Annotated in this window: 17 protein-coding genes; 7 read left to right on the forward strand and 10 right to left on the reverse strand. The window is 66.5% G+C overall.

Annotated elements, in window-relative coordinates; translation table 11 throughout:
* Window positions 1–33: 33 nt before the first annotated feature.
* Window positions 34–600: an outer membrane protein assembly factor BamE gene (locus ABEA07_RS27260; RefSeq protein WP_345541846.1), complete on the reverse strand. Its 567-nt coding sequence runs from the start codon at window positions 598–600 to the stop codon at window positions 34–36.
* Between the two features lie 91 nt (window positions 601–691).
* On the opposite strand from ABEA07_RS27260, the gene fur reads away from it, so the two are divergent.
* The gene (gene fur, locus ABEA07_RS27265; RefSeq protein WP_345541847.1) at window positions 692–1,111 is read left to right on the forward strand and encodes a ferric iron uptake transcriptional regulator; all 420 of its coding nucleotides are present in this window, start codon (window positions 692–694) and stop codon (window positions 1,109–1,111) included.
* A gap of 71 nt (window positions 1,112–1,182) precedes the next feature.
* Here fur and hprK read toward each other — a convergent pair whose 3' ends face one another.
* The 3 genes from hprK to hpf form a co-directional block, all read right to left on the reverse strand.
* On the reverse strand, window positions 1,183–2,142 hold the full coding sequence (gene hprK / locus ABEA07_RS27270) for an HPr(Ser) kinase/phosphatase (RefSeq protein ID WP_345541848.1): 960 nt from the start codon (window positions 2,140–2,142) through the stop codon (window positions 1,183–1,185).
* Between the two features lie 31 nt (window positions 2,143–2,173).
* Window positions 2,174–2,641, reverse strand: a complete 468-nt coding sequence (locus ABEA07_RS27275) for a PTS sugar transporter subunit IIA (RefSeq protein WP_345541849.1) — start codon at window positions 2,639–2,641, stop codon at window positions 2,174–2,176.
* Window positions 2,642–2,734: 93 nt separating this feature from the next.
* The gene (hpf, locus tag ABEA07_RS27280; protein WP_345541851.1) at window positions 2,735–3,061 is read right to left on the reverse strand and encodes a ribosome hibernation-promoting factor, HPF/YfiA family; all 327 of its coding nucleotides are present in this window, start codon (window positions 3,059–3,061) and stop codon (window positions 2,735–2,737) included.
* Window positions 3,062–3,511: 450 nt separating this feature from the next.
* Here hpf and corA point away from each other — a divergent pair, with 450 nt between their 5' ends.
* A complete protein-coding gene (corA, locus tag ABEA07_RS27285) occupies window positions 3,512–4,498 on the forward strand; it encodes a magnesium/cobalt transporter CorA (protein WP_345541853.1) in 987 nt (328 codons plus the stop codon).
* A gap of 29 nt (window positions 4,499–4,527) precedes the next feature.
* Here corA and ABEA07_RS27290 read toward each other — a convergent pair whose 3' ends face one another.
* The 4 genes from ABEA07_RS27290 to ABEA07_RS27305 all read right to left on the reverse strand — a co-directional run bounded on the left by ABEA07_RS27290 (window position 4,528) and on the right by ABEA07_RS27305 (window position 9,259).
* Window positions 4,528–6,204, reverse strand: coding sequence for a long-chain-fatty-acid--CoA ligase (locus tag ABEA07_RS27290; protein WP_345541854.1), 1,677 nt, complete (start codon window positions 6,202–6,204; stop codon window positions 4,528–4,530).
* A gap of 100 nt (window positions 6,205–6,304) precedes the next feature.
* On the reverse strand, window positions 6,305–7,792 hold the full coding sequence (locus ABEA07_RS27295) for an NAD(P)(+) transhydrogenase (Re/Si-specific) subunit beta (RefSeq protein WP_345541856.1): 1,488 nt from the start codon (window positions 7,790–7,792) through the stop codon (window positions 6,305–6,307).
* Between the two features lie 4 nt (window positions 7,793–7,796).
* Complete coding sequence (locus ABEA07_RS27300; protein WP_345541858.1) at window positions 7,797–8,111, reverse strand: NAD(P) transhydrogenase subunit alpha part 2; 315 nt, start codon at window positions 8,109–8,111, stop codon at window positions 7,797–7,799.
* Between the two features lie 32 nt (window positions 8,112–8,143).
* Window positions 8,144–9,259: a Re/Si-specific NAD(P)(+) transhydrogenase subunit alpha gene (locus tag ABEA07_RS27305; RefSeq protein ID WP_345541859.1), complete on the reverse strand. Its 1,116-nt coding sequence runs from the start codon at window positions 9,257–9,259 to the stop codon at window positions 8,144–8,146.
* Window positions 9,260–9,480: 221 nt separating this feature from the next.
* Between ABEA07_RS27305 and ABEA07_RS27310 the strand changes: the two genes are divergently transcribed.
* The 3 genes from ABEA07_RS27310 to ABEA07_RS27320 are packed head-to-tail and all read left to right on the forward strand — an operon-like array spanning window position 9,481 to window position 11,245.
* Window positions 9,481–10,209, forward strand: coding sequence for a response regulator transcription factor (locus tag ABEA07_RS27310; RefSeq protein WP_345541861.1), 729 nt, complete (start codon window positions 9,481–9,483; stop codon window positions 10,207–10,209).
* Window positions 10,210–10,240: 31 nt separating this feature from the next.
* A complete protein-coding gene (locus ABEA07_RS27315; RefSeq protein ID WP_345541862.1) occupies window positions 10,241–10,675 on the forward strand; it encodes a DUF4019 domain-containing protein in 435 nt (144 codons plus the stop codon).
* A gap of 51 nt (window positions 10,676–10,726) precedes the next feature.
* Window positions 10,727–11,245 carry an NUDIX hydrolase gene (locus ABEA07_RS27320; RefSeq protein ID WP_345542212.1) on the forward strand — a complete coding sequence of 173 codons (519 nt, stop codon included), beginning with the start codon at window positions 10,727–10,729 and terminating at the stop codon, window positions 11,243–11,245.
* 3 nt (window positions 11,246–11,248) lie between these two features.
* On the opposite strand, the gene mnmA is transcribed toward ABEA07_RS27320, so the two are convergent.
* Window positions 11,249–12,361 (reverse strand): tRNA 2-thiouridine(34) synthase MnmA, encoded by a 1,113-nt coding sequence (gene mnmA, locus ABEA07_RS27325; RefSeq protein ID WP_345541864.1) that lies wholly within the window; start codon window positions 12,359–12,361, stop codon window positions 11,249–11,251.
* 132 nt (window positions 12,362–12,493) lie between these two features.
* Here mnmA and ABEA07_RS27330 point away from each other — a divergent pair, with 132 nt between their 5' ends.
* Window positions 12,494–14,131 (forward strand): WS/DGAT/MGAT family O-acyltransferase, encoded by a 1,638-nt coding sequence (locus tag ABEA07_RS27330; protein ID WP_345541865.1) that lies wholly within the window; start codon window positions 12,494–12,496, stop codon window positions 14,129–14,131.
* Window positions 14,132–14,144: 13 nt separating this feature from the next.
* On the opposite strand, the gene ABEA07_RS27335 is transcribed toward ABEA07_RS27330, so the two are convergent.
* Window positions 14,145–15,125 (reverse strand): LLM class flavin-dependent oxidoreductase, encoded by a 981-nt coding sequence (locus ABEA07_RS27335; protein ID WP_345542213.1) that lies wholly within the window; start codon window positions 15,123–15,125, stop codon window positions 14,145–14,147.
* A 116-nt stretch (window positions 15,126–15,241) separates the two neighbouring features.
* Between ABEA07_RS27335 and ABEA07_RS27340 the strand changes: the two genes are divergently transcribed.
* A complete protein-coding gene (locus tag ABEA07_RS27340; RefSeq protein WP_345541866.1) occupies window positions 15,242–15,706 on the forward strand; it encodes an EVE domain-containing protein in 465 nt (154 codons plus the stop codon).
* Window positions 15,707–15,730 lie beyond the last annotated feature (24 nt).

The following is a 15,730-nucleotide window of genomic DNA, read 5'->3' on the forward strand; positions in this document are numbered from 1 at the left end:
CCGGTGCGACCGGCCCGGTCAGCACGCTCAGGGCTAACGGCCGGATTCGAGCGGCGGATAACTGGGAGGAAGCGGCGCCGAGGCCGCGGTGGATGCCGACTCGGCCTCGGCGGACTTGTCCTTGTCCTTCGAGGGCTCGAACTTCTTGAGCTGGCCCTCGGTGGCCTCCAGCACGGGCACTTTGCCTGCACGCCCGCGGGCGTCGACGGCGGCGACGAATTCCTGCTCGCTGGGCATCGGATCGCCCTCGAAGCGATCGAGGATCTCGCCGTTGAAGAACAAGGTCAGGCGGCGTTGCTGCGGCTCGATGCCCTGGCGCCGGATGGTGAACACGTAATCCCAGCGGTTCGCGTGGAAGACGTCGTTGAGCAGCGGGGTGCCGAGGAGCTCGCGCACCTGCTGGCGCGACATGCCGGCCTTGAGCAGCTCGACCTGCTCCTTCGAAACGAAGTTGCCCTGCACCACTTCGACCTTGTAAGGAGTGATGGCGTACAGCGCATTGCGCGAACGCTCGGTGAAGCTGCTGCAGCCCCCCAGGCTCAGCATCGCGGCGACGGCGCCGGCGAGCAGCCAGAGGCGGCGTTGAGAAATCTCAGGCATGAAAAAGGGCCAGGAGGGCAAGCGATATGATCGAGTCATTGTAGCGGCTGGCCCCCTGCCGGCCCTTTCAGGGGCGGAAGCGAAAACCACCATGGGCAACATCGACGAACTCAAGAATACCGGCCTCAAGGCCACGCTGCCGCGCCTCAAGATCCTCGAGATCTTCCAGAACGGTGGCCAACGCCACATGACGGCGGAAGACGTGTTCCGCGTGCTGCTCAACGAGCATTCCGACATCGGCCTGGCGACCGTCTACCGCGTGCTGACGCAGTTCGAGCAGGCCGGCATCCTCGAGCGCAGCCACTTCGAGAGCGGCAAGGCAGTCTACGAACTGAACGAGGGCAAGCACCACGATCATCTGGTGTGCACCGGCTGCGGCCGGGTCGAGGAGTTCTACGACCCCGAGATCGAGCAGCGCCAGCAGATCGTGTCGAAGGACAAGGGCTGGATCCTGCAGGACCACGCCATGTCGCTCTACGGCCTTTGCGCCGACTGCGCCAGCAAGAGATAAGACGCCGGGCTCTTCAACGCTTCGAGCGTGTCATTCCCTCGGGGAAGGCGCGGCCGGCGGCGCCCTCGCGCCTAGTCGTCGTCCCGGGCGCCTTCCATGGCCTTGTGGTGGCGCGCCACGAAGTCGGCGTAGGTGTCGATGCCGCGCAACTGCAAGATCGAGTTGCGCACCGCTGCCTCCACCAGCACGGCGATGTTGCGGCCCGCCACCACCTGGATGATCACCTTGCGCACCGGGATGCCCAGCACGTCCTGCGTCAGCGGCGCCGAAGGCATGCGCTCGTAGTCGCGCTCGAAGCTGTCGCGCCGCACCAGGTGCACGATGAGCTTGAGCCGCATCTTTCGGCGCACGGCCGTCTCGCCGAAGATCGCGCGGATGTCCAGCAGGCCGATGCCACGCACCTCGAGGAGGTTCTGCAGCAGGTCGGGGCAGCGGCCCTCCAGCGTGGTTTGGTTGATGCGATAGAGGTCGACCGCGTCGTCCGCCACCAGGCCATTGCCGCGTGAGATCAGTTCCAGGCCCAGCTCGCTCTTTCCGAGGCCCGATTCGCCGGTGATCATCACGCCCATGCCCAGGATGTCCATGAACACGCCGTGCATCGAAGTGCGCTCGGCAAAGTGCTTGGACAGGTAGGCGCGCAGCAGGTCGATGACGAAGGCGGAGGATTCCCGCGTCGCAAACAGGGGCAACTGGGCCCGCTCGCAGATCGACAGCAACTGGTCGGGCGCGGTCTGGCCGTCGGCCAGGACCAGCATGGGGGGCTCCAGCGTGACGATGCGGGCGATGCGGCGGACGCAGTCCTCGGGCGAGCCGCGCGTCAGATAGGCCACTTCGCGCGCGCCGAGAATCTGCACGCGGTAGGGGTGGATGTAGTTGAGGTAGCCGACCAGGTCCGCCGCCGACTGGGCCCGGCTGATGACGCCGGGATCGAACTGCCGCTCCGAGGCGCCCAGGCCCGCGAGCCACTCCCACCGGAGCGAGCCTCGGAACTCCTCGAACATCGCATCGGCGCTGATGACGGTCGGCTTCATGCGCCTGACGGTCCCGGGCGACGGAGGTGCGTCAAACGACCTGGGCCGATTGCCATCCTGCGATCAGGGCGTGCAGCTGCGCGGCGTCCTTGCTGGACTTGATCTGCTCGCGCAGACTCGCATCGCTGAGCAGTTCGGCAATCTCGGAAAGTATTTCCAGATGTTTCTGGGTTGCCGCCTCGGGGACCAGGAGGAAGATCAGGAGAACCACCGGCTGCTCGTCCGGCGCATCGAAGCCGATCGGGTTTTCCAGTTGGAACACGGCAGCCATGGGGGACTTGAGGCCCTTGATCCGCCCATGCGGGATGGCGACACCATGGCCCAGCCCGGTGGAGCCGAGGCGCTCGCGGGCGAAGAGGCTGTCGGTAATCAGGGCGCGGCCCAAACCGTGCAGGTTTTCGAACAGCAAGCCGGCTTCTTCGAAAGCTCGTTTCTTGCTTGTGGCATCGACGCTCACGAGGACTTGAGCGGGCGGCAGGATGGACGCGAGTCGATTCATGGTGGAGCGGGGCGGGGGCGATTATGCACCTGCTCCGCAAAAAGCAAAGGGCCGCTCGAAGGCGGCCCGCAAGAGTGTTTGCCCGAAGTGGCACTACATCACGCGCTTGGGTGTTGCGTGCACGTGATCCTTGACCAGTTCCTTGTGCCGCTTGACCTGGCGGTCCAGCTTGTCGACGAGGGCGTCGACGGCGGCATAGAGATCAGCGTGGCTCGACTCGGCGAACATGTCACTGCCCTTGACGTGAATATTGCATTCGGCCCGTTGGCCTTCCTTTTCCTTCTGCTTTTCCACCGTGAGGATCACCTTGACGTCGACCACCTGGTCGAAATGGCGGGTGATTCGGTCCAGCTTGCTCGTGACGTAGCTGCGAAGCGCGGGGGTGACGTCGAGGTGATGACCGCTGATCGTCAAATTCATGAATAGCCTCCTGGAATTGACGGTTGGGGAAAAGACCTTGCTCCATAGCTGGAGCCGGGCCGGCGAAAAAAAAGGGGCGAGGGGAAGAGAAGAGAAGGATGAGAGGAACTGTCGGTTCACTATGCCCATGCTGTCATCGAATTGCAATCCCTTCGAGCGCAAACCCGAGCGCAGTTCCGGGGATCCAAACTTGGCCGCGATCGCGCATGAGTTCGAAAGACCGCACAACCCGCTCTGGGACCGCGACGGCACTGGATACCCATCCATGCCTGCGCAGCGCCATGAACGGCCCCGGTGACATAATCGCGCCTCGCTGCAACCGGAGACTCCGCATGGAAACCGTTCCGCCTCGGCAGCTTTCAACTCCCCGGTGACGCTTTGCTGGCCAGGGATTTGAAAGCGCCCCCCGAACCCCTCGCCAATCGCCCCCAGAGCCCCCCGGAGTGAGCCATGCTCAACATCTTCACGCTTGCCAATGGCCGCCTCGTCCAGGAAGAGATCGAGGCGCTTGAAGAATTGTCGAAGTTCCAGCCGATCTGGGTCGACCTCGAAGCACCCACGCTGGAAGAAAAGCGCTGGATCAAGCAGTACTACGGCCTGTCCATCCCCGAGGATGCGATGGACGAGGACATCGAGGAGTCGGCCCGCTTCTACGAGGAAGACAACGGCGAGCTGCACGTGCGCAGCGACTTCCTGATCGATGACGACGAGAACCCGCGCTCGGTGCGCGTGGCCTTCATCCTCAACCAGCACAACACCGAGTTGCGCAGCCGCGGCGTGCTGTTCTCGATCCACGACGAGGACGTGCCGGTCTTCCGCCTGGTGCGCATGCGCGCCCGGCGCGCGCCTGGACTCATCGAGGATGCCAAGGAAGTGCTGCTCAAGCTCTTCGATGCCGACGCCGAGTACTCGGCGGACTCGCTCGAGAACATCTACGACGAACTCGAGATCGCGGGCAAGAAGGTGCTGGAAGGCAACGTGAGCGACGAGCTGGCCGGCGAGGTGCTGGCTGCGATCGCGCGGCAGGAAGACTTGAACGGCCGTATCCGTCGCAACGTGATGGACACGCGCCGCGCCGTCAGCTTCATGATGCGCAGCCGCATGCTCAACGCCGAGCAGTTCGAGGAGGCGCGGCAGATCCTGCGCGACATCGAGTCGCTGGACAACCACACGGCCTTCCTGTTCGACAAGATCAACTTCCTGATGGACGCCACCGTCGGCTTCATCAACATCAACCAGAACAAGACCATCAAGATTTTCTCGGTGGCGAGCGTGGCGCTGCTGCCGCCGACGCTGATCGCGAGCGTGTACGGCATGAACTTCAAGCTCATGCCGGAGCTGGAATGGGGTTACGGCTACGCGTACGCGATCGCGCTCATGGTCGCCAGCGCGCTGGTGCCGATGTGGTACTTCCGCCGGCGCGGCTGGCTCAAGTAGCGACGCCGCCCCTGCGGTGACTCCTCACCCTACTTCTTGTCCCGCAGCTCGCGGCGCAGGATCTTGCCCACCGGCGTTTTCGGCAGCTCCGTGCGGAACTCGATCACCTTGGGTTGCTTGTAGCCCGTGAGATTGGCGCGGCAGAACTCGCGCACCTGGGCCTCGGTCAACTCGGGGTTCTTCTTGACAATCACCAGCTTGACGGCCTCGCCGGTCTTCTCGTCGGCGATGCCCACGGCGGCGCATTCGAGCACGCCGGGGACCTGCGCCACCACGTCCTCGACCTCGTTGGGGTACACGTTGAAGCCCGACACCAGGATCATGTCCTTCTTGCGGTCGACGATCTTGAAGTAGCCGCGCTCGTCCATGATGCCGACGTCACCTGTCTTGAAGTAGCCATCGGCAGTCATGACCTTGGCCGTTTCATCGGGGCGCTGCCAGTACCCGGCCATCACCTGCGGGCCCTTGATTGCGATCTCGCCGGGCTGCCCCAGCGGCACCTCGTTGCCTTCATCGTCCAGCAGCTTGAGCCAGGTGCTCGGCAATGGAACGCCGATGGTGCCGGTGTAGGCCGTGCTGGTGGTGGGATTGCAGGTGGCCGAGGGCGAGGTCTCCGACAGGCCATAGCCTTCGCAGATCGGACAGCCGGTCTTTTCGAGCCAGAGCTTCGCCACCGCGCCCTGCACCGCCATGCCGCCGCCGACGGCGACCTTGAGGTTCTTCCAGTTGACGGTATTGAAGTCCGGGTGGTTTGCCAGGCCGTTGAAGAGCGTGTTGACGGCCGGGAAACTGTGGAAAGTGTGCTTCGACAGCTCCTTGAGCACGGCCGCGATGTCGCGCGGATTCGGAATGAGGATCAACTTGCCGCCGGTGCGCATGGTCAGCATCATGTTCACCGTGAAGGCGAAGATGTGATAGAGCGGCAGCGCACACACACTGGTGGACTGCTCGCCGGCGGGGACCTTCTTCATCACCGGCTCGTTCCAGGCTTCGGACTGGAGCACGTTGGCGATCACGTTGCGGTGCAGAAGCACCGCGCCCTTGGAGACGCCGGTGGTGCCGCCGGTGTACTGCAGCGCCGCGACGTCGTCCGGCCCGACGGCCGTCGGCTGCAGGGTGCGGGAAGCGCCCTTGTCCAGCGCATCGTTGAAGCGCACCGCACCCGGCAGGCTGTACTCGGGCACCATCTTCTTGACGTTGCGCACCACGTAGTTCACCAGCGCACCCTTGAGCAAGCCCAGGCGGTCGCCCATGCCGCTGAGCACCACGTGCTTGACCGGCGTCGCGCCGATGCACTGCTGCAGCGTGTTGGCGAAGTTCTCCATGATGACGATCGCCTTCGCGCCGGAGTCCTTGAGCTGGTGCTCGAGCTCGCGCGGCGTGTACAGCGGATTCACGTTCACCAGGATCAGCCCGGCGCGCAGGATGCCGCACACCGCGATCGGGTACTGCAGGCAGTTGGGCATCATGACTGCCACGCGCTCGCCCTTGCCCAGGCCCAGCCCCTGCAGGTAACCGGCAAAGGCGCGGCTTGCCTTGTCGACGTCGGCGTAGCTCAGGTCCTTGCCCATGAAGCTGTAGGCCGTGCGATCGGCGAAGCGCCTGAAGCTCTCCTCCATGATGCCCACCAGCGAGGTGTAACCCGAGGGGTCGATGTCGGCTGGCACGCCCTCCGGGTAGCTGCTGAGCCAGGGACGGTCTGTCATGGATGTGTCTCCTCAAACGAATTCTTGGGTTCTGCTCGCAAAAGCGCCGCCCCGGCCAAGGCGGCGCGGGGCGGCGAGGCACCTTGGCGCCGCGCGTCTTCTACTCGATCGCCTTCCCCATGTCCTCGACCACCTTCTTGGCGTCGCCGAAGACCATCATCGTCTTGTCCATGTAGAACAGCTCGTTGTCCAGCCCGGCATAACCCGCGGCCATGCTTCGCTTGTTCACGATCACCGTCTTGGCCTTGTACGCCTCCAGGATCGGCATGCCGTAGATCGGCGTGCCCTTTTGCAGCGCCGCCGGGTTCACCACGTCGTTGGCCCCCAGGATGATCGCCACGTCCGCCTGCGCGAACTCGCCGTTGATGTCCTCCATCTCGAACACCTGGTCGTAGGGCACCTCGGCCTCGGCCAGCAGCACGTTCATGTGCCCCGGCATCCGCCCGGCCACCGGGTGGATCGCGTACTTCACCGTCACGCCCTTGTGCGTGAGCTTCTCGGCCAGCTCGTTGACCGCGTGCTGTGCCCGTGCCACCGCCAGGCCGTAGCCCGGCACGATGATCACCGTCTCGGCGTTGGAGAGCATGTAGGCCGCGTCGTCCGCGCTGCCGCTCTTGACGGGGCGCTGCTCCTTGGCGCCGCCCGTGGCGGTGGCCGCCTCGCCGCCGAAGCCGCCCAGGATCACGTTGAAGAACGAGCGGTTCATCGCCTTGCACATGATGTAGGAGAGGATCGCACCCGAGCTGCCCACCAGCGAGCCGGCCACGATCAGCATGGCGTTGTTCAGGCTGAAGCCGATGCCCGCGGCCGCCCAGCCCGAGTAGCTGTTGAGCATGGACACCACCACCGGCATGTCGGCCCCGCCGATCGGGATGATGATCAGCACGCCCATCACGAAGGACAGCACCAGCATCGCGAAGAAGGCCGTCCAGCTCTCGGTGAAGACGAAGACCAGCCCCAGCGCGATGGTCAGCAGCCCCAGCACCAGGTTGAGCAGGTGCTGGCCCTTGAACTGCACGGGCGCGCCCTGGAACAGGCGGAACTTGTACTTGCCCGAGAGCTTGCCGAAGGCGATGACCGAGCCGCTGAAGGTGATGGCGCCGATGGCCGCGCCCAGGAACAGCTCCAGCCGGTTGCCCGCCGGGATGGCATAGCGCGCGATGCCGTCGATCAGCACCGTGCCCTCGGGCGTGGCCGCGCCGATGACGCCGGCCACCGGAGGCGGCGTGATGCCGAAGGCCCAGGGCTCCACCACCGCGGCGATGGCGATGAAGACCGCCGCCAGGCCGATCATGCTGTGGAAGAAGGCCACCAGCTCGGGCATCTGGGTCATCTCCACCGTCTTGGCGCGCCAGGCGCCGTAGCCGCCGCCGACCACCAGGCCCAGCAGCACCCAGGCCATGCCCTGGGCCTTGCCGCCCGAGAGCTGCACGATCAGCGCGGCGGTGGTCAGGATGGCGATGGCCATGCCGACCATGCCGAAGATGTTGCCCCGGATGGAGGTGGTGGGGTGGCTCAGGCCCTTGAGGGACTGGATGAAGCAGACGCTGGCGATCAGGTACAGCAGGGTGACGACATTCATCGACATCGCGTCACTCCCCCGCCTTCGCAGGCTTCCTGTCCTTCTTCTTGAACATCTCCAGCATGCGCCGGGTGACCAGGAAGCCGCCGAAGACGTTGACCGCGGCCAGGGCCACGGCCAGCACGCCCATGCTCTTGCCCAGCCAGCCGCTGGTGAGGGCCGCAGCGAGCATCGCCCCGACGATGACGATGGCGGAGATGGCGTTGGTCACGGCCATCAGGGGCGTGTGCAGCGCGGGGGTGACGGTCCACACCACGTGGTAGCCCACGTAGATGGCCAGCACGAAGATGATCAGGTTGATGACGGTGTGCGAGACGGGATCCATGGCGTTCTTCTCCTCTGGGCTCGTTTGTGTTTCTACTTGCGGGTGACCTGGCCGTCGCGGGTCATCAGGCAGGCCGCGACGATGTCGTCTTCCAGGTCGATCTTGAAGCCGCCTTCCTTGGGCAGGACGAGCTTGAGAAAGTCCAGGACGTTGCGCGCGTACAGCGAGGAGGCGTCGGCGGCCACCAGGGCCGGCAGGTTGGTCTCGCCCACGAGGGTGACGCCGTGCTTGATGACGGTCCGGCCAGGCTCGGTCAGCGGGCAGTTGCCGCCCTGGGGGGCCGCCAGGTCGACGATGACGCTGCCGGGCTTCATGGCCTTGACCATGTCCTCGGTGACGAGCACGGGGGCCGGGCGGCCGGGGATGAGGGCGGTGGTGATGACCACGTCGGCCAGGGCGACGCGCTTGGCCACTTCGACCTTCTGGCGCTCCAGCCAGCTCGGGGGCATGGGCCGGGCATAGCCGCCGACGCCTTCGGCGGCCTCCTTCTCTTCCTGGGTTTCGTAGGGCACGTCGATGAACTTGGCGCCCAGCGACTCGACCTGCTCCTTGACGGAGGGGCGCACGTCGGAGGCCTCGATGACGGCGCCCAGGCGCTTGGCGGTGGCGATGGCCTGCAGGCCGGCCACGCCCACGCCGAGGATGACGACGCGGGCGGCCTTGACGGTGCCGGCCGCGGTCATGAGCATGGGGAAGAAGCGCTGGTACTTGTCGGCGGCGATCATGACGGCCTTGTAGCCGGCGATGTTGGCCTGCGAGGACAGCACGTCCATGCTCTGGGCACGGGTGGTGCGGGGGGCGGCTTCGAGGGCGAAGCCGGTGACGCCGGCGGCGGCCAGGCGCTGCAGGCCTTCGGCGTCGAAGGGGTTGAGCATGCCCACGACGATGGTGCCGGGCTTCACCAGAGGCAGCTCGGCCTCGGAGGGCGCGCGCACCTTCAGGACGAGTTCGCAGGCGAAGGCCCCGGCCGCATCGGTGATCTCGGCACCCGCGGCCTGGTAGGCGGCATCGGTGATGGCGGCCGTCACGCCGGCACCGGATTGCACGCGCACGGTATGTCCCTGTGCCGTGAGTTTCTTGGCCGTCTCGGATGTGACGGCCACTCTGGTTTCGCCGGGCACAGTCTCGGCCGGCACGCCTATCAGCATGGGATTCTCCTCGGGGGCTAGCGTTGGAATTCGGGCCGAGCTTACATGAAGATGACAGCCGCAGGGGTGGACAGACCCCTGCGCGTCCGGCCGCGCAGAATGTCGCACGGCGTCGCAACACAAGGTTTCAGGGCCCCATGCTTCCTGTACAGTTGCCCCCCGGGAGCGCGACCGGTACGCGGAAGGCCGGCGCGTAGATCAAGAATGACCAGGGAGATGCGATGCGGATAGCGACGCTCGACAATGAGCCGCACGAGATGAGATGGATCAGGCGCATGTTGACCACGATCGGTCACGAGTGCCATGCATTCGCCACCGGCCAGTCCCTGCTGAATGGACTGCGCGCCAGGAGCTACGACCTGCTGCTGATCGACTGGCGGCCGCCGGATCTCCACGGGTCCCAGCTGGTGGAATGGCTACGCGAACGATTCGGCAACCGGATGCCTTTGCTCCTGCTTGCGCGCCAGCGCGACAAATCCGACCTGATCGCATCCCTGCTGGCGGGCGCAGACGACTTCATGCTCAGGCCCCTGGGCCGCGCCGAGCTACAGGCCCGCGTGCACGCCCTGCTGCGCCGCGCCTACCCGACCCGCTTCGACAACGAACTGGTCTGCGGTCCCTACCACTTCAATCCCGTCGCGCGCACGCTGCAGCTGCACGAGAAGCCGGTGCAGCTCAAACATCGCGAGTACGAACTTGCGCTGTATCTGTTCCGCAATGTCGGCCGCCTTCTCCCGCGCGAACACCTGATCCGCACCGTCTGGGGCCAGGATCTCGCGTGCAAATCGCGTTCGCTCGACACGCACGTGTCCCGGCTGCGCGCCCGCCTGGACCTGCGTCCCGACAACGGCCTCGTGCTCACGTCCGTCTACGGCATGGGCTACCGCCTCGAATTCCTCGGCAACGAATTGAACGATTCGCCCTATCCCACGGCCACCGCAGCAGAATGAACATCGCCTTCAACCAAGGAGTCCCTTCACCATGAAACGCATCTTCCGCTTCTTGTCCGCGGCCCTCCTGCTGATCGGTTGGCTGCCCTTCTCCTTTGCACAGGATGCAGACCCGAGCGAGCTGATGCGCGGCGGCCTTCAGGCCATCCAGATGATCGACCAGAACAAGACCGGCGAACTGTGGGACGGCGCCACCGCTGCGGCCCGCAAGCGCGTCGCCCGCGCGGATTTCGTGAACCAGGTCGCCAAGGCCCGCGCGCCGCTGGGGGCCTCGCAGCAGCGCACCTGGGTCGCGATCAACCGCCAGGTGGTCGGCGAAGGCGATCCGGACCTGGCCGGCCAGTACGTCAGCATCGAGTACGAGACGCGCTTCGCCAACAAGGCCAATGCCACCGTACGCGAACTGGTGACCTTCCAGCTCGGCGACGACCGGGTCTGGCGCTTCTCGGGCTACGTCCTGCGCTGAGAAGGCGTGGACACCCCCGACGCGCCGCATACATTCACAGCGTCCGAGGCCATGGTGCATCGCTGGAAGCCCAACGTCACCGTCGCCGCGGTGATCGAGCAAGATGGCCGATTCCTGGTGGTCGAGGAAGAGACACGCGACGGCCTGCGGCTGAACTCGCCCGCGGGCCATCTCGATCCGGGCGAGTCGCCGATCGCGGGCTGCGCGCGCGAGACGCTGGAAGAAACCGCCCACCACTTCACACCGACGGCGCTGGTGGGCATCTACATGGCGCGCCAGCGCGGCACCCGGGGCGAGGACGTCACCTACATGCGCTTCGCCTTCACGGGCCACCTGGGCGCTGCGGAGCCGGGCCGTGCGCTGGACCATGGCATCGTTCGCACCCTCTGGATGACGGCCGACGAACTGCGCGCCAGCCGGTCACGCCACCGCAGCCCCTTGCTGATGCAGTGCGTGGACGACTACCTCGCCGGGCATCGCCATCCGCTGGACCTCATCCACGTCGATGCCTCGGTGACCGGCGAGAACGACGGGCGGGACGAACCCGAGGACGGGGACGCGGCCCGATAAAGCTCAGTTCAGCGCCCGGGCGATCACGCCGCCGCCCAGGCACACCTCCGCGTCGTACAGCACCGCCGACTGCCCCGGCGTAACCGCCCATTGCGGCTCGGCGAAGGCCAGACGGAAGGTGCCATCGGCACCGTCGGCCAGGGTGCAACCCGCGTCGGCCTGGCGGTAGCGCGACTTCGCCCCGTAGGCGCCCGCGGCCGGCGCCTCGCCAGCCACCCAGCTGGCGTCGTCCGCCTCCAGGGCCAGGGACAGCAGCCAGGGATGGTCATGGCCCTGAACCACCCACAGCGTGTTGCTGTCGAGGTCCTTGCGCGCCACGAACCAGGGTGCATGATCGCCGCCCCCACGCTGCGCGCCCTTGGGCTTGAGCCCGCCGATGCCCAGGCCCTGGCGCTGGCCCAGGGTGTAGAAACTCAGGCCCTGGTGCTCGCCGATGCGGCGCCCCCGGTCGTCGCGGATCGGCCCGGGCTCCTTCGAGATGTAGCGGTTGAGAAATTCGCGGAAGGGCCGCTCGCCGATGAAGCAGATGCCGGTGGAGTCCTTCTTCTTCGCGTTGGGCAGGCCGATCTCGTCGGCGATGCGGCGCACCTCGGTCTTGTGCAGCTCGCCGACCGGGAACATCGTCTTCGACAACTGCTGCTGGTTCAGGCGGTGCAGGAAATAGCTCTGGTCCTTGGCCGGGTCCAGGCCCTTGAGCAGCTCGTGGCGGCCGGTCGACGGGTTGAAGCGCGTCCGCGCATAGTGGCCGGTGGCGATCTTCTCGGCGCCCAGGCGCATGGCATGGTCGAGAAAGGCCTTGAACTTGATCTCGGCATTGCACAGCACGTCCGGATTGGGCGTGCGGCCGGCCTGGTATTCGCGCAGGAACTCTGCGAACACGCGATCCTTGTAGTCGGCCGCGAAGTTGACGTGCTCGATCTCGATGCCCAGCACGTCGGCCACGCTGGCGGCATCGACGAAGTCGATGTTCGACGAGCAGTATTCGCTGTCGTCGTCGTCCTCCCAGTTCTTCATGAAGATGCCGACCACCTCGTGGCCCTGCTGCTTGAGCAGGTGCGCCGTGACCGCGGAATCCACCCCGCCGCTCAGGCCCACCACGATGCGCTGCTTGTTCATGGGCGGCGATTGTCCCAGCCCGGCCAAGCCGGTGCCGGCACCCGGGTAATCACCGAAGGAAGGCCGGCAAAGAAGTTTGAAAGAAGTGTCGCCGAGGTTCACACTCCATCGCCCGACCCGGAAGGAGCACCTATGGATCACCTGAGCGGCATGGACGCCTCGTTCCTGCACCTGGAGACGCCCGAGCAGCCGATGCACGTGGGCAGCCTCCAGTTGATCGACCTGCCGCCCGGCTACGCGGGCGACTTCGCCGAGGATGCCAAGAAGTACCTCAGCGGCCGCCTGCACCTGGCCTCGGTCTTCGTGCGCAAGCTGGCGATGATGCCCTTCGACCTGGCGAATCCGGTCTGGGTGGACGACGACGACCTGGACCTGGACCACCACATCCACCACGTGATCATGCCCCGGCCCGGCACCATGGTGCAGCTGGAGCGCCTGGTCGGCCGGCTGCATTCCTCGCTGCTGGACCGCAGCCGCCCGCTGTGGGAGATCCACATCATCGAGGGCCTGCAGACCGGCCAGGTGGCGCTCTACTGCAAGATGCACCACGCCGCCATCGACGGCCAGGCCGGCGTGGCGGTCGCCAAGGCGCTGTTCGACATCTCGCAGACGCCGGCGCCGGTGAAGCCGCCGCGCGCCACGCGCCGGGCCGAGTCCTCCCAGCTGGGCATGGCCGAGCTGGCCACGGCCGCCCTCAGCAACACGGTGCAGCAGTACGTCAAGCTGATCCAGTCGATACCCGCCACGGCCAAGGCCATCGGCAACGTGCTGGGCTCGTGGTCGCAGGCCGCGGGCCAGCGCGGGGGCTTCGAGCTGCCCAAGAGCCTGCGGACCGCGCCGAGGACGCCCCTGAACGTCTCGATCACCAACCAGCGCGCCTTTGCCGCGCGCTCGGTCCCGCTGGGCGAGGTGAAGCAGATGTCCAGGGCCACCGACACCAGCCTCAACGACATCGTGCTGGCCATCTGTGCCGGCGCGCTCAAGCGCTACCTCGCCGACTACGGCTGCAAGCCCGACAAGCCGCTGGTCGCGGGCGTGCCGGTCTCCTTGCGCGAACAGGGCAACACCGACTTCAACAACCAGGTATCGGTCATGCTGGTAAGCCTGGCGACCGACATCGCCGATCCACTGGAGCGGTTGGCGGCCATCCACGAATCCTCGAGCGAGGGCAAGAAGCTCAGCGGCAACCTGAAGGCTGCGATCCCGACGGACTTCCCTTCCCTCGGAGTGCCTTCGCTGGTGTCCGGGCTGGCCTCGCTCTATGGGCGCTCCGGCCTGGCGGACAAGCTGCCGCCGGCCGCCAATGTCGCCATCTCCAACGTGCCGGGGCCCTCTTTCGCGCTCTATTTCGCGGGCGCCAAGGTGGCGGCCTACTTCCCGGTCTCGATCCCGGGCCACGGCATGGCCCTCAACATGACGGTGCAGAGCTACAACGGCGCACTCGAGTTCGGCCTGACGGCCTGCCGGCGCGCCGTGCCGGACGTCGCCGACCTGGGCGACTACGTGCTGGCCGAGCACCGCAAGCTGTACGGGCTGATCGTGGGCGACAAGGCCCGAGACCCGGTGCCCGAGGCAGCGGCTGCGGCGCCCGCGGCCGCACCGGCCAAGAGGCCCGCTGCCGAACCTGCTGCGGCAGCGCCCAAGCGCGCGCCGAGGAAGCGCGCCGCGTCCCCCAAGGCAGCCGGCCAGAAGGTCACGGCCGAGGCCGTGCGTCCGGCGGCGGCGCGCCGCAAGTCCGCCGCATCGAAGCGGGCATCGCCCTTGAATTGAGGACGCCGAGCCGTCAGTCGCGCAGCCCGGCCAGGATTTCGTAGGACTTCAGCCGGGCCTGGTGGTCGAAGACCTGCGAAGTAATCATCAACTCGTCGGCCCCGGTGCGCTCGACGAAGGCCTGCACGCCGGCTCGCACGGTGTCGGGCGAGCCCACCGCGGCACAGGAGAGCACCGAATCCAGCAGCGCGTTCTCCGCCGGCCCGATGCGGCCGCGATAGTTCTCCACGGGGGGCGGCAGGCGCCCCGGCCTGCCGCTGCGCAGGTTCACGAAGGCCTGCTGCCACGAGCTCGAACGGAACACGGCCTCCTCGTCGGTCTCGGCCGCGAACACGTTGAAGCCCAGCATCACGTAAGGCTTGGCCAACTGCTTCGACGGCTTGAAGGTTTCGCGGTAGATGTGGATCGCCTGCATCATCTGTTGCGGCGCGAAGTGGGACGCGAAGGCATAGGGCAGGCCCAGGTGCGCCGCGAGCTGGGCGCCGAAGGTGCTGGAGCCGAGTATCCAGATCGGTACCTCCAGCCCCATGCCAGGCACCGCGCGCACCGCCTGCTGCGGCTCTTTGGAGAGGAAGTCCATCAGTTCGACCACGTCCTGCGGGAACTGGTCGGCATCGGACTGCAGGTCGCGCCGCAAGGCCCGTGCGGTGCGCTGGTCGGAGCCCGGGGCGCGACCCAGGCCCAGGTCGACGCGGCCCGGGTACAGCGACTCCAGCGTGCCGAACTGCTCGGCGATCACCAGGGGCGAGTGGTTGGGCAGCATCACCCCGCCGGCGCCGATGCGGATGGTCGAGGTTCCCGCCCCCACGTACGCCAGCAGCACCGCCGTGGCCGCGCTCGCGATGCCCGGCATGCCGTGGTGCTCGGCCAGCCAGTAGCGCCGGTAGCCCAGGCGCTCGCCGTGCTGGGCGAGGCTGAGGGAGTTACGGAAGGACTGCGCGGCATCGCTGCCTTCGGTGATGGGGGAAAGGTCGAGGATGGAGAAGGGCGGCATGATCGGCGGATCATGGCGCGATTGCGTCATTCCCGCTCGTGCAGGCGTATTGCGGGTTCTGATAAAACGCCGCCCTGCTTCACCACTTGACCCCCGATCGAGACAGCGAGGTCCTCATGTCCCAGTTCTGGTTGATGAAATCCGAGCCCGACGAGTGCTCGATCGACGACGCGCTGGCCGCACCGGATGCGACGGTGCCCTGGACCGGCGTGCGCGGCTTCCAGGCGCGCAATTTCATGGCCAGGCAGATGCAGATCGGCGACGGCGTGCTGTTCTATCACTCGAGCTGTCCTCAGCCGGGAATCGTCGGCATCGCACGGGTGGCCTCGTCGGCGAAGCCCGACCCCACCCAGTTCGACCCGCAATCGCCCTACCACGACCCCGCCTCGAAACCGGAGCACCCGCGATGGGTGCTGGTGGACGTGCAGGCGCTGCGCAAGACGCGCCTGCTGGGCCTGCCCGAGATGCGGGCCACCCCGGCGCTGGCCGACATGATCGTGCTGCGCCGGGCCAACCGGCTGTCGATCACGCCGGTGGACCCTGTGCACTGGCACCTGATCGTGGACAGAATGCTGGCCTGAAGATCGCCCCGGGCGACGCCCGGC

Origin of the sequence: Variovorax defluvii (assembly GCF_039541515.1) — a bacterium.
Lineage (GTDB): Bacteria > Pseudomonadota > Gammaproteobacteria > Burkholderiales > Burkholderiaceae_C > Variovorax > Variovorax defluvii.